Origin of the sequence: Actinotalea caeni, assembly GCF_009733795.1 — a bacterium.
GTDB lineage: Bacteria > Actinomycetota > Actinomycetes > Actinomycetales > Beutenbergiaceae > Pseudactinotalea > Pseudactinotalea caeni.
The window spans coordinates 23564-42392 of the sequence record NZ_WNXX01000022.1; the positions used below are offsets into that span (position 1 = coordinate 23564).

Consider the following 18829-nt stretch of genomic DNA (forward strand, 5'->3'; position numbering starts at 1 on the left):
AGGCGGCTCGTCGGCGGGTCGGCTCGTCGGCGCGTCAGCGACCGGCGGGCAGGTGCCGGGCCAGGAACTCCAGCGTGCGGCGCCAGGCCAGCGTCGACGCCTCGGGGTGGTGGAACTCGGGGCGGGTGTTGTCGAAGGCGTGCCCGGCGCCGGGGTAGGTGAGGAGCTCGGCGCCCTCGCGCACGACGGCGTCCCGGATCGCCTCCACGGTCGGCATCGGGATGTAGGTGTCGGCCTCCCCGAGGTGGTGCAGCGACGGCGCGGTCACCGTCGGCGCCAGATCGAGCAGGGAGGGCAGCGCGCTGCCGTAGTAGCAGACCAGCGCGTCGACCGGTTGCCGGGCGGCCGTCGCGAACGCCACGCCGCCGCCGTAGCAGAACCCCACGAGGCCGACGGCGGCGTCCGCGCGCAGCGTGGCCACCGTGGCGGCGGTGTCGCCGACCGCGTCGTCCCACGGCAGCGCCTGCGCGCGCGCCATCGCCTGCGCGAGCAGGTCGGGCGCGCTCTCGTCGAGCGGCGGCTCGCCGAGGCGCCAGTAGAGGTCAGGCACGTGCACGACGTACCCCGCGGCCGCGAGGTCGGCCGCCCGGTCGGTGATGTACGGCGAGATGCCGAAGATCTCCTGCACGAGCACGACCCGCGGGCCGTCGCCGCCGTCGGGGCGCCACACCTGCACCGGCAGCGTGCCCCCGGGGACCTCGACCCCGATCACGTCGTCGGGCTGGTCGGCTGCGGCGGCGCTGCTCATGCACGCGACCCTAGGACATGGCGCGGGCGCACCGCCGCGGGACCGGTGTCAGGCGGCGCCGACCGCGCGCAGCACGAAGTCCTCGGTGGCGACGAGCGCACGCTGGCGCTCGTGCGGCTCGCGCGGGACGTCGCGGCCGGTGAGGCACGCGTGCACGAGCGGCACGACGGCGTCGAGGTCCTGGTCCGGGAGCCGCCCGGCCTCGATCCCGTCGGTGAGGATCTCGCGCAGCAGCCGCTCCACCTCGCGGACGTGCTCACGCAGCCGCCGCAGCGTCTCGCGGGACACGATCGAGCGGAGGTCCGGGCCCGGGGCCAGGTGATAGGTGGCCTTGAGCTGCACCTGCTGGCGCACGTAGACGCGCAGGCGCTCCTCGGGGTCGGTGACCGTCGCGAGGGCCTCGCGCAGCTGGGCGAGGAACGTCGACGTCTCGTGCTCGATGTAGGCGAGGAGCAGCGACTCCTTGTCGGCGAAGTGGTTGTAGACCGAGGTCCGGCCCACGCCCGCCTCCGCCGCGATGTCGGACATCGTCAGGGTGTCGAACCCCGCGGTGTCCATGAGCTGGGCGAGCGCGCGGAACAGCCGGCAGCGCACCTGCTCACGGTGCTCGGCCAGGGTGGAGCCGATGATCTTGGGCACCCGAGCATCCTGCCACGTCGTGACGTGGCGGCCGAATCTGTCTGGAAACGCCGCGCTGGTGCAGCCGGTCAGGCCTGCAGGCGCGCCGCGACGACGTCGACGATCGGCAGGTCGGCGTCGAGCCAGGGGACGTCGTAGAGCTCGGCACGCGAGAGCCACCGCAGCTCGTCGTGGTCGAGCAGCGGCTCCGGGTCGCGATCGATCACCGCGAACCACAGCCGCATCCAGTAGCCCTTGGTCACGACCCAGTCGGCCCCGCCCGGGGCCAGGATGCGCTCGCCCAGGGTGGCGGCGACGCCGAGCTCCTCGTCGAGCTCGCGGTGCAGGGCGTCGACGTCGGCCTCGCCGGGCTCGACCTTGCCGCCCGGGAACTCCCAGCGCCCGGCGAGCGTCTTCGGGGCGCTGCGGCGCGCGGCGAGCAGCCGGGTCGGGTGCTCGAGGTCGTCGACGACCGCCGCCGCGACGACCAGGGGAGCTCGCACGGGCACGATCCTACGGGCGCGCGCGCACGCACCTCGCACGTGCAGGGCTCGGGTGCCGGCGCGCACGGTCGCGGGTCTCCACATGCTGTGTCCACCGCTGTGAGTAGTTCATCCACCGTTCACACACCGCTCGCGCAGGAGCCGTCGAGAGGGTCCGGCCGGGCGCGCACGAGGGCGCTGTCCACAAATTTCGTGCACACCTGTGTGGACAAAGGGCGTTGTGCCAGGTCGACCTGTGGATCCACCTGTGCGTCATGTGGGGATAAAAAAATGGTTTCCGAACCCTCTTGCGGAGCTCAGGAGCGCAGGACTAGAACTTGTCCATCGAGATCGACCCGGTCGATCACGAAGCGGGGTGAGAGCCCCACCGGACGCGGGTTCGGCGGTGATCCGAGTCGCCCAGGGAGACCTGGGAGGCACGGGGAGCCGGGACCGACGAAGGTGGACCAGCTCGCACCCGGTGGGTGTGATCGGCCCCTCGCAGCGGGAGACCGCGGCGGGGGCGGACGAGGACAACGGAGCTCGCTCCGGACCGAGTCCGAGGATCGTTCACGAGACCGGTCGGACACCGACGATGGCGGTGCCGCAGGGCTTCGGCTCTCGGCGCCGGGGTGCTGGATGACACCCGCATCGAACGGCCCGGCAGGAGTTCATCCGGACGGCCACCCGCTTCGGCGGGGGACCAGGACCCCTCGGGGTGCTGGACCCGGCCGGTGGCTCATCCCTCGGCCACCTGATCCGGACGAACGAAGCAAGGCCCCTCGGACGCCTACTCCGAGGGGCCTTCGCTTTGCCCGGGCACTGCTGCGCGGGCTGCTTGCTCGGGCACCAGTGTGACCGACGATGACCGGGGGCAGGAGCAGCGACACGCGCGCGCCGGGCCCCGGGCGCAGGGTCGACGGCGCCGCGGTCCGCCTCCACCGACCGCGCCCCGTACCCTTGCCTGGTGATCGAGCTCAAGTCCCCGCGTGAGATCGAGGCGATGCGACCGGCCGGCCGGTTCGTGGCCGAGGTGCTGACCGCGCTCAAGGAGAAGGCCGCCGTCGGCGTCAACCTGCTCGAGCTCGACGAGCTCGCGCACGACATGATCCGGCGCGCGGGTGCGACGTCCTGCTACATCGACTACCACCCCTCGTTCGGTGCGAGCCCCTTCGGCAAGGTGCTGTGCACCTCGGTGAACGACGCCGTGCTGCACGGACTCCCGCACGACTACGAGCTGGCCGACGGCGACCTGCTCTCGGTCGACTTCGCGGCGAGCGTCGACGGGTGGGTGGCGGACTCCGCGCTCAGCGTGGTCGTCGGCACGCCGCGCCAGGAGGACCTCGAGCTGATCGCCGCCACCGAGGAGGCGCTCGAGCGGGCGATCGAGGTCGCGCAGGTCGGCAACAAGATCGGCGACATCGCCGCCGCGATCGGCGCGGTCGCGACGGCGCACGGCTGGGGCGTCAACACCGACTTCGGGGGCCACGGCGTCGGCCGCACGATGCACGGCGAGCCGCACGTCCCCAACGCGGGCCGCGCCGGCCGCGGGCTGCCGCTGCGCCCCGGCCTGGTCATCGCGATCGAGCCCTGGTTCATGCTCGGCACCGACCAGATCTACACCGACCCCGACGGCTGGACGCTGCGCAGCGTCGACGGCTCCCGGGGTGCGCACTCCGAGCACACGGTCGCGATCACCCACGAGGGACCGATCGTGCTGACCGCGCGCGACTGAGCCGGCGCGACCTCAGTCCTCGGCGAGCCGGGCGGGGAAGCCGCCGGTGGCGATGGGGCCCCAGCGCTCGATCGTGATGCGGATGAGCGACTTGGCCTGCCTGCGCATGGCCTCGCGGTACTCGTCCCAGTCGGGGTGCTCGCCCGCGATGCACCGGTAGTACTCGACCAGCGGATCCACCGAGTCCGGCGGGTCGATGACCTCCGCGGTGCCGTCGAGCTGGATCCAGGCGCCGTTGAACTCGTCGGAGAGCACGCACACCGACGCGGCGGGCCGGCGTCGCAGGTTGGCGGCCTTGGCGCGGTCGGGGTACGTCGAGACGACGACCTTGCCGTCGGACGACAGGCCCATCGTCACGGGCGACAGCTGGGGGCCGCCGTTGGCGCGGGTCGTCATGAGGACGCCGTGGTGGCGGGGCCGCACGAACTCCTCCATGCCGGCCCTGTCGACGGTGCTGGTCGTCGCGATCTGTCGAGGCATGCCCCCAGCCTGGCAGAACCTCAGGTCGCGGGCACCCCCGCCTCGACCTCCGCGACCTGGGCGTCGAGCTCCTCCGGCTCGATCGGCCACAGGTCGACGCCGACGTTCAGCTGCGAGCCCGAGCCCTCGGTGTAGACGATGCCGCGCAGCGGCGAGACGTCGCGGTAGTCGCGACCCCAGCCGAGCACGACGTAGCGGTTGTCGATCACCTGGTCGTTGGTGGGGTCGACGTGCAGCCAGCCGCCGCCTGGGATCCACACGGCGGCCCACGCGTGCGACGCGTCGACGCCGCGCAGCTTCGGGCGGCCCGGTGCGGGCCGGGTCTCGATGTACCCCGACACGTACCGCGCCGCCAGGCCCATCGATCGGGCGCACCCGATCAGCAGGTGCGCGAAGTCCTGGCACACCCCGGTGCGGCGCTCGAGCACCTCCGGCAGCCGGGTGCGCACCGTCGTCGAGCCGGTGCGGTACTCGAAGTCGGCGTGGATGCGGCTGGTCAGGTCCAGCACCACGTCCGCCAGCGGCCGACCCGGGCCGAAGCTGGGTGCGGCGTAGGCGCGGACCTCCTCGCCGACGTCGACCAGCGGCGACGCCAGCCGCGACTCCGCGATCGCGAGCGCACCGGCCGTGCTGCCGCTGCTGCGGGCGTCGGGTGCGAGCACCGTGCGGACGGCCTGCGCCGCGAGCTCCCACGGCACGTTGGGCAGCCGCGAACGCTCCGCGCGGCGGCGGGTGACCGTCAGCACCGACGACGAGCGCACCTGCAGCTCGGTGTGCGGCTCGGTGACGTGGAAGTAGGTCGAGGTGTTGCCGTGGTAGTCGCGGTGGTCGCGCACCTCGGCGGCCGCGGGGGTGACGTCGAGCCGGCTGGCGTGCACCTGCTGCCCGCCACCCGGCCGCGGCAGCAGCACCGCCCGGCCGTAGGAGGAGGTGACCTCCTGCGGGTAGGTGTAGGTCGTCAGGTGCGTGAGCCGGTAGTGGCGTGCCTCGCGCGCGTCGCTCATCCCGCACCTCCGCCCCACTCGGCGGCGTCGGCCCACGGGCTGGCCGTGGGGTGCCGGAAGTGGACGCGGGCGATCTCGCCGGCGAGCTCCTCCAGCCGCCACCGCAGCGACTCCAGCACCTCGGCGAGCCGGGGCCGATGACCATCGGCGTCGACGACGATCGCGGCCGCGGGGTCCAGCTCGGCGAGCAGGTCGTGCAGGTCCGTGAGCAGCTGGTCGCGCGCGGCGACGCGGCTGCCGCTCGCGGGCAGGCTGAGGAGGTCGGCGCGGATCTCCTCGAGCTGGTAGGCGAGCGAACGGGGGTTGGACTCGTCGAGGAGCAGCAGGTCGAGGAAGGCGTCCGGGCGGGCCTGCGTCTGCGACCGGCGCCGGTAGGTGATCACCGACTCGTGCGCGATCAGCACCGACTCCAGCACCATCGCGTCCACCATCGCGGTCCGCCTCGTCGTCACGGTCGCCTGCAGCGTCGCGACCAGCCGCTGGGCGCGCTCGATGCGGCGGCCGACGTCCATGAGCCACCACCCGACGTCGCGCACCATCGACTCGCTCGCGATGCCCGCCATCGCCAGCAGCCCCTCGAGGCAGCGTGCGAGCACGCGGCCGAGCCCGAGGCCCTCGCCGGAGTCGCGCAGCTGTCGCGCCCGCTCCTTGTTGAGCGCCCGCACGACGCCGGAGAGCGCGAGCCAGGTGTCCGCGGAGAGCTGGTCGCGCACGGCGCTCGCCGCCCGGGCGACGCCGTCGACGGCGTGGGCCACCGAACCGGGCCGGTCCTCGTCGAGCACGAGCTCGGTGAGCGTGCCCTCGCCGACGACCTCGGCGACTGCGTCCATGAGGACGGCCAGCGCACGGCCGCCCGGCGAGCGGGGCAGCTGGTGGTAGTCCTCCCACCGGTCGGCCACCGCCCGCACGAGCCGCACCGTGGCCTCGGCGCGCTCGGTGCGGCGGCCGAGCCGGAACAGCTCCTCGGCGGCACCCGGGCTGATCGCGCTCGCCCACCGGCCCCGCGGGGCGATCGGCGTCGCGTCCTCCTCCGGCCAGGGCTCGGTCAGCGGCTGCGGCTCGGCGGCGAGCACCCAGACGTCCTTGACGCCGCCGCCGAGCGGGGCGCGCACGAGCTCCTCGGCGCGGCCGCCCGCCGTCGTCACGCGCGCGAGCGCGCCGGACATCACCTGGTAGCCCTGCTGCCGCGCGACCGCGAAGGTGCGCAGCACGGTCGGCCGGGCGTCGAGCCGGCCGTCGCCCACGGTCGGGGTGGTCGACGCCTCGGTCGGCTCCTGGCCGACCCACAGGTGCGGCGTCTGCGAGATCCGCGCCGCGAGGTCGGCCCGCTCGAAGGTCGACAGCTCCCACCCGTGCACGGGCGTGCTGCCGGGCGTCGTGGTGCTGATGACCAGCCGGTCGAGGTTGGCGATGACGTGCGAGCACATCGACCGCTCGCCGCACCAGTAGGTGACCGCGGACGCGAGCGCGAGCTCCTCGCCGCGTAGCTCGCGGCACAGCCGCGGCAGGTAGGTGAGCAGCGCGGGGTTCTCCAGGACCCCGGAGCCGAGCGGGTTGACCACGGTGACGCTGCCGGTGCGCGCCGCCTCCACCAGACCGGGCACGCCGAGCCGCGAGCCGCCGGGCAGGTCGAGCGGGTCGCAGTGCGCGCCGTCGACGTGGCGGACGACGACGTCGACGGGCTCGCGCCCCTCGAGCGAGCGCATCCAGACGCGGCCGTCGGCCACCGTGAGGTCCTCGCCCTCGACCATCGGGAGCCCGAGCATCGTCGCGAGGTAGCCGTGGTCGAACGCGGTCGGAGAGTCGGGGCCGGGCGTGAGCAGGACGATCCGTGGGTCGTCGTCGGAGCCGACCGGCGCGACCTCGTGCAGGCCCTGCCGCATCGCGTGGAAGAACGGCCCGACGCGCCGGATGCGGGCCTGCCGGTACAGACCCGCGAGCACCTGTGCCACGACCCGCCGGTCCTCCATGACGTACCCCATGCCACCGGGCACCTGGGTGCGGTCGGCCAGCACCGCCCAGGCGCCGTCGGCGTTGCGCACGACGTCGGCCGCGTGGGTGAACAGCTGGTGGCGGCCGGGGATCGTGATGCCGTCGGCGGCTCGGAGGAAGCCCGGGTGGGCGAGCACGATCTCGGCGGGCAGCAGCCCGGATGAGAGCAGCCGTCGGTCGGTCACCAGGTCGGTGAGGACGGCGTCGAGCAGCTCCGCGCGCTGGCGCAGCCGCGCCTCGAGGTCGGTCCACTCCTCCTCGTCGATCATGACCGGCAGGGGGTCGAGCGGCCACGGCACGTCGTCGGGGTCGGTGCCGTAGCGGACGCCGTGGTCCTCCAGCAGGGTGACGACGTCGTCGCTGCGCAGCCGCAGCCGGTCCCAGGAGTCGAGCCCCGCGAGCGCTGCCATCTGGTCCCACGCGGCCCGGGTGGCCCCGGTCGACTGGAGCATCTCGTCGTGGCCCGGCCCGGCCGCGCGGTAGGACGCGAGGAGGTCGGTCACGCGGTTCTCCAAGGAGCGGTAAAGGTCGGGAGGGGCGTGCGAGACGCTCCACTCATCACTTTACGGGTGATTTGCCACGCGGTGCCACGGTGTCCACCGCGCCGCGCCGGGACGCGCCCGACGACGCCGCCGGCGGCGCGCCCGCGATCCCCGCGATCGGTCGGTCCCCCGCATCTCCCTGGCGCAACCGCGGGCGCCGGGGCACACTGGGAGCACGATCTCCGACCCAGGAGGCCACCGTGACCACGTCCCCTGACCTGCTCCCCATGCTCGCGCGTGGCCGGCACCGCAGCCCCCGCCGGGGTGCGTGCTTCATGGAGCTCGCCTCCTACCTCGCCGGTGAGCGCTGGAGCGACGCACCGGCGTGCACCGACCCGTCGCTCGCGGGCCTCGCCCGCATGGTCAACGACGCGATGTCGGACGGCGCCCGGCCGTCCCTGGCGCCGCTCGTGCCGTCGGTCGTCGGCGTCACCGGGATGCCGCCGACGTTCGCGGGCGACCTCGCCCTGCTCGCGGTCGACCACAGCATCAGGGTGGTCGCCGCCTCCCACCAGCGCGCGCTCGCCGTGGGCACGCTGCGGCTGCTCGAGACGGACGGCGCGACCGCCTCGCCCGAGCTGCGCACGCGTGCCCGTGCGGCGCTGCGCGACGTCCCCGACGCGCACCGGTGGGCTGCCCGCTTCCTCGGCCGGGTCTCGGTGCCGCACCGGCAGTCGCCGGCCCATGCGCTGCTGGAGGTCGCCGTGACGGCGCTGGCCGTCGCGTGCGTCCCCGACGCCGACGACCGCCTCGAGGCCCTCCTGCGGGAGGCGGTCTCGTTCGCGCGCCACCTCGTCCAGGCCGGTGAGGCGCCCGACCTCGTCGCCGACGACTGGCGCGGCCTGGTGCGGGCCGCTGGCTGAGCGCGCACCCGCCGGCGAGACGACCGCCGTCCGGCCCGCCGGCGACCGCCCGCGCGCGGCAGGGTGAGTCCATGAGCACACCGATCACCCCCGACACCAAGGACTGGACCTGGGTCGTCGAGCGCCCCTGTCCCGAGTGCGGGTTCGACCCGGGCTCGGTCACGCGCGGCACGCTGCCCGCGAGGATCGCGGCCGCCGCGGCCCCCTGGCCCGACCGGCTCGCCCGCCCCGACGCGCGCGACCGCCCCGACCCGACCGTGTGGTCGCCCACCGAGTACGCCGCGCACGTGCGCGACGTCGCCGGGGTGATGGCGGCGCGGCTGCGCCTCATCCTCGACGAGGACGACCCGCGATTCCCGAGCTGGGACCAGGACGCGGCCGCCGTCGAGGGCGACTACCCGAGCACCGACCCGGCCCGCGTCACCACCGAGCTGCAGGCCGCCGTCGGCGCCCTCGCCGCCGCCTACGGCGCCGTGGCCGACGAGGAGTGGGACCGGCCGGGGCTGCGCAGCAACGGGTCGGTGTTCACCGCGTGGACGCTCGGCGTCTACGCGCTGCACGACCTCGAGCACCACCTGCACGACGTCGGCGCCGTGGCCGGAGGGCGATGACCCTCCGGTAGCCCGAGGGTCGACGACGGTCGCATGGGGTGATCTCCTCAGGGCCGACGGGGCCGCGACCGCGCGCCGGGCCGCTTCCTACACTCGGGGGATGTCCGCCAGCTCCTGGGTGGCCGAGGCGCTGCGGCGCGTGCGCCCCGGCGACCCGGTCGTGCTCGGGGGCACCGAGCTGGCGGTGGTGGCCGCCGTCGCGCTCGCGGTCGTGCTCGTGCCGCAGGCGTGGCGCGTCGCCCGGCTGGGCGTGACGCTGGTGCACGAGCTGGGTCACGCGGTGGTCGGGGTGGCGGTGGGCCGCCGCTTCACCGGCTTCGTGCTGCGCGGCGACGCGTCCGGGCACGCGGTCACCCACGGTCGCGGCCGTGGGCCCGGGCTCGCCGCGACCACCTGGGCGGGGTACCCGGCGCCGGCCCTGCTGGCCGCCGGGCTGGCGGCCGCCACCGGCCGTGGCTGGGCCGCGCCCGTGCTCGCCGTGCTCGGGCTCGTGCTCGTCGTGGCGCTGGTGCGGGTGCGCTCGGTGCTGACCGGCGTCGTCACGGTCGGCACGCTCGCGGGTGTCGTGGCGCTGTGGTGGTGGGGCGAGGCGCACCTGCAGGCGCAGGTGCTCGTCGGCGCCGCGGCGGTGCTGCTGGTCGGCGCCTGGCGGCACGTGGTGGTCGCGGCGCGCGACCCGAGCCCGGGCAACGACGCCCGGGTGCTGGCGCGGCTGACCCGGCTGCCGCGCGTGGTGTGGCTCGCGACGTTCGTGCTCGTGTGCGCGGGCGCGGCCTGGGTGGTCCTCGACGCGGTCAGGTGAGCCGCTCGGCGGACCGCGCGAGCACGCCGGCGACGTCGGGCGGCGCGTAGGAGGGCCCCTTGAGGACCTTGCCGTCGGCGCGGTGGACCGGCCGACCGTCGGCGCCGAGCTTCGACAGGTTCGAGGCGTGGACCTCGGCCAGCACCTCGGGCAGCGGGATGCCGCACTCCAGCGCCATCCCGTAGACGACGTACACGAGGTCGGCCAGCGCGTCGGCCGCCGCGACGACGTCGCGCGTGCCGTCGTCGTCGGCGACGGCCGCGGCGAACGCGGCGGCGACGTGCTCGCCGGCGCGAGCGCCGTAGACGGCGGCGACCAGCTCGGCGAACTCCTCGGCGACGAGCGCCATCCGCATGTGCACACGGTCCGTCGCGACGCTCGCGGCGCCGTCGGCCACCGGGACGTCGTAGGTGGCGTGGAACTGCCGCACCAGGGCCTCGGGGTCGCGTCCGTCCATCCGCCCACGGTAGGCGAGCCGTACCCTGGGCCGGTGCGCGGGAGATGGACGACGGCGGTGCTCGCCGGGGCGCTCGTGCTCACGGTGGCCGCCTGCTCGCCCGCGCCCGAGCCCGTGCAGCCGCCGCCGGGGGTCGGTCTCGACTACCAGCTGGGCGGCGACTACCCGCTGCCGGAGGGTGCCGAGCTCGTCGTGCGGCAGTGGCGCGACGGCGAGGCGGAGCCGGACGCGTACTCGGTCTGCTACCTCAACGCCTTCCAGACGGAGGCCGCCGAGGGGCACCCCGACCACGCGAGCAACTGGCCGCCGGGGACGATCTGGTTCGAGGGCGAGGACCCGGCCTGGCCGGGCGAGCACCCGGTCGACATCAGCAGCAACCGGCAGCGGCGGCTCGCGGTCGAGTTCCTCACCGCCCGTCTGGAGGAGTGCGTGGTGCGCGGCTTCCAGGCGGTCGAGCTCGACAACCTCGACACCTGGCTGCGGTACCCGGACGCGCCGTTCGACCGCGACGACGCGGTCGCCTACGCGCGGCTCGTCGTCGAGGAGGCCACCTCGCTCGGGCTCGCGGTGGCGCAGAAGAACACCCCCGAGCTGCTGGACGTCGCGCGCACCGAGATCGGCTTCGGGTTCGCGATCGTCGAGGAGTGCGGCGAGCACGACGAGTGCCAGGCCTTCGTCGACACCTACGACGGCCGGGTCTACGCCGTCGAGCACACCGAGGAGGGGCTGGCGGCGGCGTGCGCCGCGATCGGCGACGTCGCGGGCGTCGTGCTGCGTGACCGCGAGCTCGTCACACCGGACGACCCGGGGTACGTGCACGGCACCTGCTGAGCGGCGCCGTCCGGCCATCGGTCGGCGGTGGCGTCAGTCGACCTGCGGCAGCGGCGCGGTGCCGGACCACACCGACCAGTGCTGCCCGGAGCGCCACCGCTCGAGCACGACCTCCTGCAGCCGGGAGGTCGGCGTCAGCGCCTCGTGGTCGATCTCCCGCTCGGGGTCCGCGCGGCGGTTGAACACGAAGTACAGGACGCTCTCGTCGGCCTGGTAGCCCTGCCCGACGAGCGTCCAGCGGCGCTGGAACCGGGCGAGGTTCGACGACTCGGGAAGCACCTCCGCCAACGTCGGGTCGAGCAGCCAGCTCGTGCACGCGAACGCGGTCGCCGGGCAGTCGGGGAAGTGGCGGCGGAAGAACCCCACGGCGCGCGCGAAGGAGTCGTCGACGCTCTCCGGGGTCAGCGGCCCGGTGGCCGGGATGTGGGTGTCGAGGACCCAACCGGTCGTCGTCGGCTTCGGCACCATCTGCAACCGGCCGAGCCACATCAGCCCGCCGGACCACGCGGTGCGCATCCACCCGTAGGTGTCGAGCCCGAACCGGCCGTGCGTGCGCCGGTTGACGGAGACCTGCTGGCCGAGGTCGGACAGCGACCGCCAGGACACCTCGTCGGGGATGCGCCGGCGCGCGTGCTCGGCGCGCACCTCCGGCACCGAGGCGAGCAGCGCGAGCAGCGCCAGGTCCTCGCGGTCCGACGGCAGCTGCTCCCACGGGTCAGGCGCCTCGTCGGGGCGGAACCGTCCCACGCCGGCCGCGAGCAGCGACGCGAACCGTGCGACCTGCGCGAGCTCGCTCGGGCGTCGCCGCACCGTGGTGGCCGCGGCGACCGCGTCGACGGCGTCGTCGTCCCGGAAGCCGAGGTGCACCAGCAGCTCGGGCAGCGCGTCGTCGGCCAGCCGGCGCCGGACCTCCGTCGAGTCGATCACGGGCACACACGCTACGAGATCGGCGGGCTCGTGCGGAATGCTCGCCGGTGGACGCACGTTGCGTGGGCATGACCGATCCCGCACCCGCCAAGGTCCGCCAGCTGCGTGTCGTCGTCGAGGCCGAGGACTACGACGCCGCCGTCCACTTCTTCCGCGACGTGCTCGGGATGCCCGAGGAGGCGGCGTTCGCCGAGGGCGAGGAGGACCGGGTGGCGATCCTCGAGGCCGGCGTCGCCACGCTCGAGATCGCGAGCCCCGCTCACAAGCGCGCGATCGACCGCGTCGAGGCGGGCGGGCGGCCCAGCCAGCGGATCCGGCTCGCCTTCGAGGTCGACGACGCCGCCACGGCGACGGCGGAGCTCGCCGAGGCGGGCGCCACGGTCGTCGCCGAGCCGGTCGAGACGCCGTGGCGGTCGCTGAACTCGCGTCTCGACGCGCCTGCAGGCCTGCAGATCACCCTGTTCCAGGAGCTGGAGTCCCGCGAGGAGCGCACCGCGCGCGACGGGTTCGCGACCGGCCGCTGACGAGCGGCGCCGCGGCCACGTGGGCCGCGAGGGCGCGTCGGATAGCGTGTCGGCCATGGACCCTGAGAGACGGGCGACCGCGACCTGATGGACGGTCTGCTCACGAACATCGCGCTCGTGCTGGTGTTCATCCTGATCGGCGGCGTGTTCGCAGGGACCGAGCTCGCGCTGGTGTCCCTGCGCGAGAGCCAGCTGGGCCAGCTCGAGAAGCAGAGCGCCCGGGGTGCGCGCGTCGCCGCCGTCGCGCGCAACCCGAACCGGTTCCTCTCCGCGGTCCAGGTGGGTGTCACGGTGGCCGGGTTCTTCTCGGCCGCCTACGGCGCCTCGACGATCGCGCCCGCCGTCGCGCCCGCGTTCGTCGCGCTCGGGCTGCCGCAGGCGGCCGCCGACAACGTCGCGTTCGTCGTGATGACGCTGCTCATCGCCTACCTCTCGCTGGTGCTGGGGGAGCTGGTCCCGAAGCGGCTCGCGCTGCAGCGCGCGTCGACGATCGCGCTCGCCGTCGGGCCGCCGCTGGACCGGTTCGCGAGCATCATGCGCCCGGTCATCTGGCTGCTGTCGAGCTCGACGAACGTCGTCGTGCGGCTGCTCGGCGGCGACCCGAGGGCCACCGGCGAGCAGATGACCGAGCAGGAGCTGCGCGACCTCGTCATCACCAACCAGTCGCTGCCGGCCGACGAGCGCAAGATCCTCGGCGACGTCTTCGACGCCACCGAGCACACGCTGGGCGAGGTGATGCGGCCGCGGCACGACGTCGTCTTCCTGCGTGCCGACCTGGACCTCGACGACGCGATCCGCGAGATCGTCCAGCAGCCCTACTCCCGATTCCCGGTCATCGGCACCGACTTCGACGACGTGCTGGGCTTCGTGCACGTGCGCGACCTGCTGCTCGCCGACCTCGGCGCGCACGCGGGCGACGACGACAGCGGCGCCCACCCGGTCGCCGAGCTCACCGGAGAGCCGCGCACCGTGCGGGACCTGGTGCGGCGCATCCTCGTGCTGCCCTCGACCAACGCGCTGCTGCCCTCGATGGCGATGATGCGCCGCGAGCGGATCCACATCGCCCTCGTCATCGACGAGCACGGCGGCACCGACGGCATCGTCACGCTCGAGGACCTCGTCGAGGAGCTGGTGGGGGAGATCGACGACGAGTTCGACCGTGGCGCGCGCGCCGCCGGGCGGCGGCTCCCGACCGGCGAGGTGTCGCTCGACGGGGGTCTCAACCTCGAGGACTTCGCCGAGGCGAGCGGTCTGGAGCTGCCCGACGAGGGCGACTACGAGACCGTCGCGGGGTTCGTGCTCGACCGGCTGGGACGGGTGGCTGCGGTGGGCGACGTCGTCGAGATCGACGGCCACCGCATCGAGGTGACGGAGATCGACGGCAACCGCATCGTCCGGGTGCGGGTCTCGCCCGTGCCCGCCGGCGACGGCGAGGGGCCACCCGCCGAGTAGGTCGGTCCACGCCGGTCGCGGAGCCAGGAAAGCGCCGTGAAAGCGGGGCCGGTCAGGCTCGCCCCATGGTGACGACGACCGGCTGGCCGACCGCGGGGACCGGCGCGGCGACAGGCGCGACCGACGGGCTGCCGCCGTGGCTCCAGCACACCCTCGCGGTGCTGGAGGTCGCCGTGGTCGTGGCAGTGGTCGTGGCCGCCTGCGTGTGGCTCGACAGGAGACCCCGCGGCCCGCGGCCCCGGCGCGACGGGGCGGCGCCGAGGGTGCCGCCACGCAGCAGGTGAGTCGCGGCGGAGCCGGGCAACCGCGCGGCGGTCCGTTCTTCCCGAGCCCAGCCGCCCTCCCGAGTCCCGCCCCCGCGCTCGCATGACGAAGGCCGCCTCGACGTCGTCGGGCGGCCTTCGCATGGAGCGGGTGACGGGAGCCGTCGTCGCGACCGGCTCGTTCCTCGCCGGGCGCTCCTCCTCCCGAGTCCCGGCACCGCGCTCGCATGACGAAGGCCGCCTCGACTTCGTCGGGCGGCCTTGTCATGCGAGCGGGTGACGGGAATCGAACCCGCGCTGTCAGCTTGGGAAGCTGAAGTTCTACCATTGAACTACACCCGCGTGCGCGGGCCCCTGGCCCGCAGCAGTGGTCAGTGTACCCAGTCCCACGGGCGCGATCTCAACCCGGCCCGCCACCCGGTGAACCAGCCGGCGGGCAGCCCGCGCGGCGCGTGCGGTGGCCGTCTAGATTGATCGCGTCGACGCATCTGGACGGCAGGAGCTGACGTGAGCGCACCCATCGACCCGACCACTACGCCCGCCTGGGCCGACCTCGCCCGGCACCGCGACGAGCTCGTGCCCGACCTGCGGGGCTGGTTCGACGCCGACCCGGAGCGGGCGCAGCGGATGAGCCACCAGCTCGCCGACCTGCACGTCGACCTCTCCAAGAACCTCGCCACCGACGAGACGCTGTCGCTGCTCGTGCAGCTCGCCGAGGACGTCGGCCTGCGCGACCGCATCGGCGCGATGCTCGCCGGCGAGCACATCAACACCACCGAGGACCGCGCCGTCCTCCACACCGCCCTGCGCCGCCCCCGGGGCGCCGAGCCGCGGCTCGTCGTCGACGGCCAGGACGTCGACCACGACGTCCACGAGGTCCTCGACAAGATGTACGCCTTCGCCGAGCAGGTGCGCTCGGGCGAGTGGACCGGCGTCACCGGCAAGCGTGTGGAGACCGTCGTCAACATCGGCATCGGCGGCTCCGACCTCGGCCCCGTGATGGCGTACGAGGCGCTGCAGCCCTACGTCCAGGCCGGCCTGCGCTGCCGCTTCGTCTCCAACATCGACCCCACCGACATCGCGCAGAAGACCGCCGACCTCGACCCCGAGACCACCCTCTTCGTCGTCGCGTCCAAGACGTTCGGCACCCTCGAGACGCTCACCAACGCCCGGCTCGCGCGCGCCTGGCTGTGGCGCGGCCTGCAGGAGGCCGGCGCCATCGAGGACACCGACACCGCCCGCAGCGCCGCCGTCGCCAAGCACTTCGTCGCCGTCTCGACTGCGCTCGACAAGGTCGCCGACTTCGGCATCGACCCCGCCAACGCGTTCGGGTTCTGGGACTGGGTCGGCGGCCGCTACTCGATGGACTCCGCGATCGGGCTCAGCCTCGCGATCGCCATCGGCCCGGAGGCGTTCGCCGACATGCTCGCCGGCTTCCACGCCGTCGACGTCCACTTCGCCACCACGGACCTCGTGCGCAACGTCCCCGTCCTCATGGGGCTGCTCAACGTCTGGTACACGAACTTCCTCGGCGCGCACACCCACGCCGTGCTGCCCTACGCCCAGCACCTGCACCGCTTCGCCGCCTACCTCCAGCAGCTCACGATGGAGTCCAACGGCAAGTCCGTGCGCAGCGACGGCGCCGGCGTCGGCTACGACACCGGCGAGGTGTTCTGGGGCGAGCCGGGCACCAACGGGCAGCACGCCTTCTACCAGCTGATCCACCAGGGCACCCGCCTGATCCCGGCCGACTTCATCGCCGTCGCCACCCCCGCCCACCCGCTCGTCGACACCGGCAGCAACGGCGACGAGACGATCGACGTGCACGCGCTGTTCCTCGCGAACTTCTTCGCCCAGACCCGCGCGCTCGCCTTCGGCAAGACCGCCGAGGAGGTCGCCGAGGAGATGGGGGAGGGCGCCGACCCGGCGGTCGTCGCCGCACGCACCTTCCCCGGCAACCGCCCGACGACGTCGATCCTCGCCCCCGCGCTCACGCCGTCGGTGCTCGGTCAGCTCGTGGCGCTCTACGAGCACATCACGTTCGTGCAGGGCGTCGTGTGGGGCATCGACTCCTTCGACCAGTGGGGCGTCGAGCTCGGCAAGAAGCTCGCGCTCGAGATCGCGCCCGCGGTCACCGGCGACGACGACGCCCTCGCCGCCCAGGACCCCTCGACCCAGGCGCTGATCCGGCGCTACCGCGAGCTGCGCCGGTGACACCCGCCGCGCCGTCGGCCCGCTGACCCCTTCCGCCCCGCGCGCGCCGGTGGGACGCTGGAGGCACGCGACGACGCGCTCGGCCGGATCGAGGAGACCGCCATGGCCAGCTTGCTCAACCCGTACATCACCCTCGGGGGCGAGGCCCGCGACGCGGTGGCGTTCTACGCACGCGTGCTCGGCGGGGAGCCCAGCATCATGACCTACGCCGACTCGGGGTTCGCCGCCGAGGCGGGCGGCGACCCGAGCGAGGGGGACAAGGTGATGCACAGCTGCCTCGAGAGCCCGAGCGGGCTGGCGCTCATGGTCGCCGACGCCCCGGGCGGCAGTCCCGCACCCGGCGCCGGCAACGTCTCGATCTCGATCTCCGGCGACGACGAGGCCCAGCTGCGCGGCTACTGGGACGGCCTCGCCGAGGGCGCCACGATCATCGAGCCGCTCACGCAGGCGCCCTGGGGCGACTCCTTCGGCATGCTCACCGACCGCTTCGGCGTCACCTGGATGATCAACATCAGCGCGCCCGCCGCCTGACCCCGGCCCGCCACGGGGCACGAGCTCGTACCCCGGTGCCGAGCTCGTGGTGTGCACGGTACGAGCTCGGCACCGGCGTACGAGCTCGCGCCCTCGCTGCAGGCCGGCCAGCCCGCACCGGCGCCCGCGCCCGGCGTTGTAGCGTGTCGCCCGTGCTGCTCTCCGACCGCGACCTGCGCGCCGAGCTGGGATCCGGACGCATCGGTCTGGACCCCTACGACGAGGCGATGGTCCAGCCGTCCTCGGTCGACGTGCGGCTCGACCGCTACTTCCGACTGTTCGACAACCACAAGTACGCCGTCATCGACCCGGCTGCGGACCAGCCCGACCTCACGCGGCTGGTCGAGGTGGCACCGGACGAGCCGTTCGTGCTGCACCCGGGCGAGTTCGTGCTCGGCTCGACCTACGAGCTCGTCACTCTGCCCGACGACGTCGCCGCGCGTCTGGAGGGGAAGTCCTCGCTGGGCCGGCTCGGGCTGCTGACCCACTCGACCGCCGGGTTCATCGACCCCGGCTTCTCCGGGCACGTGACGCTCGAGCTGAGCAACGTGGCCACGCTGCCGATCACGCTGTGGCCCGGCATGAAGATCGGCCAGCTCTGCTACTTCCGGCTCACCAGCCCCGCCGAGAACCCCTACGGCTCGGGCGCGACCGGCTCGCGCTACCAGGGCCAGCGCGGCCCCACCGCGTCGCGGTCGCACCTGGGCTTCCACCGCACCGACGTCGGCTGATGACCCCGCCGCTCGGCCTCGACGCCGCGCAGGCGGCCGCCCACCACCTCCTCGTGGTGCCCGACGGCGTCACGGCCACCGACGTCGAGGCGCTCGTCCTCAGCAGGTTCCCCGAGGCGAGCGTGCAGGGCGGCGACCGGCTGCTCGTCGAGGTCCTGCCAGGGTGCGCCGTCGACGGTCCCTGGCCGCCACCGCCGCTGCCGCTGCCGGACTGGGTGGTGAGCGTCTACCGGCTGGTCGCGCCCGAGCAGCGCGGCGACCCGGTGCCGCCCGAGCTGCGCGGCCGCGGCGACCTGCTGGACGCCTTCGCCGACGGCGAGCCCGTCGCCGACGAGCGCCAGCTGGTCGAGCTCGCGCTCGCCGTCGCCCGCCGCACCGGCGGCGGCCTGCGCGTCAGCGGCGCCGACGGCATGCTGCTCGTGCCGACGGCGCTGCCGGACCTGCTCGTCTACGGCGAGGTGTGGCTGGAGCCGGACGCGCTGCTGCACGTGCTCGAGCCGCACCTGCCCGGCGTGGTCGTGCAGGGCGGGACGGCGGCCGCCGTGCCCCCGGACGCCGTCACCGGTGCGCCGCTGCTGCAGGACGAGGCCGAGCGCCGCTGGTGGCACGCCGAGGCCGATGCCTACGACGCCGCCGCGCTCGAGGAGCCCCAGGTCAGCGAGTCCTACGGCGTCGAGGCACCGGCCGCCGACGGCGCGGTCTACACGGTGGCGGTCGAGCCCGCGCCGACCCTGCCGGTCGTGCTGGGCGGGCGCGAGTGGACGGGTCCGATCGTCTACGAGGTGCGCTGCTACCCGGGCCCCTCGGGCACGCTGCCGGCGGACGCGGTCGCGCGGGTCGACGCCGCCGCCCGCGCGGTGCTCGCCGCCGTCGACGGCCAGGCGGTCGACGACGACGGCTTCCTCGTCGACCTCGGCTGACCCGGGCGCCACGCCCACCTGCGACGATCCCGTCACCGGAGCGCCCGGTCGCATCGAGACGGCGCGCGGGAGCACGGCCGTGCGCCGGTAGAATGGTCCGGT

Annotated in this window: 20 protein-coding genes and 1 tRNA gene; 12 read left to right on the top strand and 9 right to left on the bottom strand. The window is 74.3% G+C overall.

Going from position 1 to position 18829, the window contains the following annotated elements; translation table 11 throughout:
* Nucleotides 1–34 precede the first annotated feature (34 nt).
* The 3 genes from GPA02_RS15630 to GPA02_RS15640 form a co-directional block, all read right to left on the bottom strand.
* Nucleotides 35–748 carry a dienelactone hydrolase family protein gene (locus GPA02_RS15630; protein ID WP_156201356.1) on the bottom strand — a complete coding sequence of 238 codons (714 nt, stop codon included), beginning with the start codon at nucleotides 746–748 and terminating at the stop codon, nucleotides 35–37.
* Nucleotides 749–796: 48 nt separating this feature from the next.
* Entirely contained in the window at nucleotides 797–1387 is a 591-nt protein-coding gene (locus tag GPA02_RS15635; RefSeq protein ID WP_156201358.1) for a TetR/AcrR family transcriptional regulator, read from the bottom strand.
* 68 nt (nucleotides 1388–1455) lie between these two features.
* Complete coding sequence (locus GPA02_RS15640; RefSeq protein ID WP_240134088.1) at nucleotides 1456–1869, bottom strand: (deoxy)nucleoside triphosphate pyrophosphohydrolase; 414 nt, start codon at nucleotides 1867–1869, stop codon at nucleotides 1456–1458.
* Between the two features lie 946 nt (nucleotides 1870–2815).
* Between GPA02_RS15640 and map the strand changes: the two genes are divergently transcribed.
* A complete protein-coding gene (gene map / locus GPA02_RS15645) occupies nucleotides 2816–3583 on the top strand; it encodes a type I methionyl aminopeptidase (RefSeq protein ID WP_156201362.1) in 768 nt (255 codons plus the stop codon).
* Nucleotides 3584–3595: 12 nt separating this feature from the next.
* Here the strand turns inward: map and GPA02_RS15650 are convergent, their stop codons facing one another.
* Genes GPA02_RS15650 through GPA02_RS15660 form a run of 3 tightly spaced genes read right to left on the bottom strand, consistent with a single transcriptional unit; the run spans nucleotide 3596 to nucleotide 7562 of the window.
* Nucleotides 3596–4063: a PPOX class F420-dependent oxidoreductase gene (locus GPA02_RS15650; protein ID WP_156201365.1), complete on the bottom strand. Its 468-nt coding sequence runs from the start codon at nucleotides 4061–4063 to the stop codon at nucleotides 3596–3598.
* A gap of 20 nt (nucleotides 4064–4083) precedes the next feature.
* Complete coding sequence (locus GPA02_RS15655) at nucleotides 4084–5067, bottom strand: transglutaminase family protein (protein WP_156201367.1); 984 nt, start codon at nucleotides 5065–5067, stop codon at nucleotides 4084–4086.
* On the bottom strand, nucleotides 5064–7562 hold the full coding sequence (locus GPA02_RS15660) for a circularly permuted type 2 ATP-grasp protein (RefSeq protein ID WP_156201369.1): 2499 nt from the start codon (nucleotides 7560–7562) through the stop codon (nucleotides 5064–5066). The genes GPA02_RS15655 and GPA02_RS15660 overlap by 4 nt, the downstream gene beginning before the upstream one ends.
* Nucleotides 7563–7801: 239 nt before the next feature.
* On the opposite strand from GPA02_RS15660, the gene GPA02_RS15665 reads away from it, so the two are divergent.
* From GPA02_RS15665 to GPA02_RS15675, 3 genes are all read left to right on the top strand, one after another.
* Nucleotides 7802–8464, top strand: coding sequence for a hypothetical protein (locus GPA02_RS15665; RefSeq protein WP_156201371.1), 663 nt, complete (start codon nucleotides 7802–7804; stop codon nucleotides 8462–8464).
* A gap of 71 nt (nucleotides 8465–8535) precedes the next feature.
* Nucleotides 8536–9075 carry a DinB family protein gene (locus tag GPA02_RS15670; protein ID WP_156201373.1) on the top strand — a complete coding sequence of 180 codons (540 nt, stop codon included), beginning with the start codon at nucleotides 8536–8538 and terminating at the stop codon, nucleotides 9073–9075.
* A gap of 100 nt (nucleotides 9076–9175) precedes the next feature.
* Nucleotides 9176–9877, top strand: coding sequence for a M50 family metallopeptidase (locus GPA02_RS15675; protein WP_156201375.1), 702 nt, complete (start codon nucleotides 9176–9178; stop codon nucleotides 9875–9877).
* On the opposite strand, the gene GPA02_RS15680 is transcribed toward GPA02_RS15675, so the two are convergent.
* A complete protein-coding gene (locus GPA02_RS15680; RefSeq protein ID WP_156201377.1) occupies nucleotides 9870–10334 on the bottom strand; it encodes a pyrophosphohydrolase domain-containing protein in 465 nt (154 codons plus the stop codon). The genes GPA02_RS15675 and GPA02_RS15680 overlap by 8 nt on opposite strands.
* Nucleotides 10335–10367: 33 nt before the next feature.
* On the opposite strand from GPA02_RS15680, the gene GPA02_RS15685 reads away from it, so the two are divergent.
* Nucleotides 10368–11165 carry an endo alpha-1,4 polygalactosaminidase gene (locus tag GPA02_RS15685; protein ID WP_156201379.1) on the top strand — a complete coding sequence of 266 codons (798 nt, stop codon included), beginning with the start codon at nucleotides 10368–10370 and terminating at the stop codon, nucleotides 11163–11165.
* A 33-nt stretch (nucleotides 11166–11198) separates the two neighbouring features.
* On the opposite strand, the gene GPA02_RS15690 is transcribed toward GPA02_RS15685, so the two are convergent.
* A complete protein-coding gene (locus GPA02_RS15690) occupies nucleotides 11199–12092 on the bottom strand; it encodes an acyltransferase domain-containing protein (RefSeq protein ID WP_156201381.1) in 894 nt (297 codons plus the stop codon).
* A gap of 68 nt (nucleotides 12093–12160) precedes the next feature.
* Between GPA02_RS15690 and GPA02_RS15695 the strand changes: the two genes are divergently transcribed.
* From GPA02_RS15695 to GPA02_RS15705, 3 genes are all read left to right on the top strand, one after another.
* Complete coding sequence (locus tag GPA02_RS15695; RefSeq protein WP_156201383.1) at nucleotides 12161–12616, top strand: VOC family protein; 456 nt, start codon at nucleotides 12161–12163, stop codon at nucleotides 12614–12616.
* A gap of 87 nt (nucleotides 12617–12703) precedes the next feature.
* Nucleotides 12704–14068, top strand: coding sequence for a hemolysin family protein (locus GPA02_RS15700; protein WP_156201385.1), 1365 nt, complete (start codon nucleotides 12704–12706; stop codon nucleotides 14066–14068).
* Between the two features lie 65 nt (nucleotides 14069–14133).
* Nucleotides 14134–14352 (top strand): hypothetical protein, encoded by a 219-nt coding sequence (locus tag GPA02_RS15705; protein ID WP_156201386.1) that lies wholly within the window; start codon nucleotides 14134–14136, stop codon nucleotides 14350–14352.
* 250 nt (nucleotides 14353–14602) lie between these two features.
* Here the strand turns inward: GPA02_RS15705 and GPA02_RS15710 are convergent.
* A tRNA-Gly gene (locus GPA02_RS15710) sits at nucleotides 14603–14673 on the bottom strand.
* Nucleotides 14674–14838: 165 nt separating this feature from the next.
* Between GPA02_RS15710 and pgi the strand changes: the two genes are divergently transcribed.
* The 4 genes from pgi to GPA02_RS15730 all read left to right on the top strand — a co-directional run bounded on the left by pgi (nucleotide 14839) and on the right by GPA02_RS15730 (nucleotide 18727).
* Entirely contained in the window at nucleotides 14839–16545 is a 1707-nt protein-coding gene (gene pgi / locus GPA02_RS15715; RefSeq protein WP_156201387.1) for a glucose-6-phosphate isomerase, read from the top strand.
* Nucleotides 16546–16647: 102 nt separating this feature from the next.
* On the top strand, nucleotides 16648–17076 hold the full coding sequence (locus tag GPA02_RS15720) for a VOC family protein (RefSeq protein ID WP_156201388.1): 429 nt from the start codon (nucleotides 16648–16650) through the stop codon (nucleotides 17074–17076).
* Nucleotides 17077–17228: 152 nt separating this feature from the next.
* The gene (dcd, locus tag GPA02_RS15725; protein ID WP_156201389.1) at nucleotides 17229–17807 is read left to right on the top strand and encodes a dCTP deaminase; all 579 of its coding nucleotides are present in this window, start codon (nucleotides 17229–17231) and stop codon (nucleotides 17805–17807) included.
* Nucleotides 17807–18727: a hypothetical protein gene (locus tag GPA02_RS15730; protein WP_156201390.1), complete on the top strand. Its 921-nt coding sequence runs from the start codon at nucleotides 17807–17809 to the stop codon at nucleotides 18725–18727. The genes dcd and GPA02_RS15730 overlap by 1 nt, the downstream gene beginning before the upstream one ends.
* The last annotated feature ends 102 nt before the right edge of the window (nucleotides 18728–18829 follow it).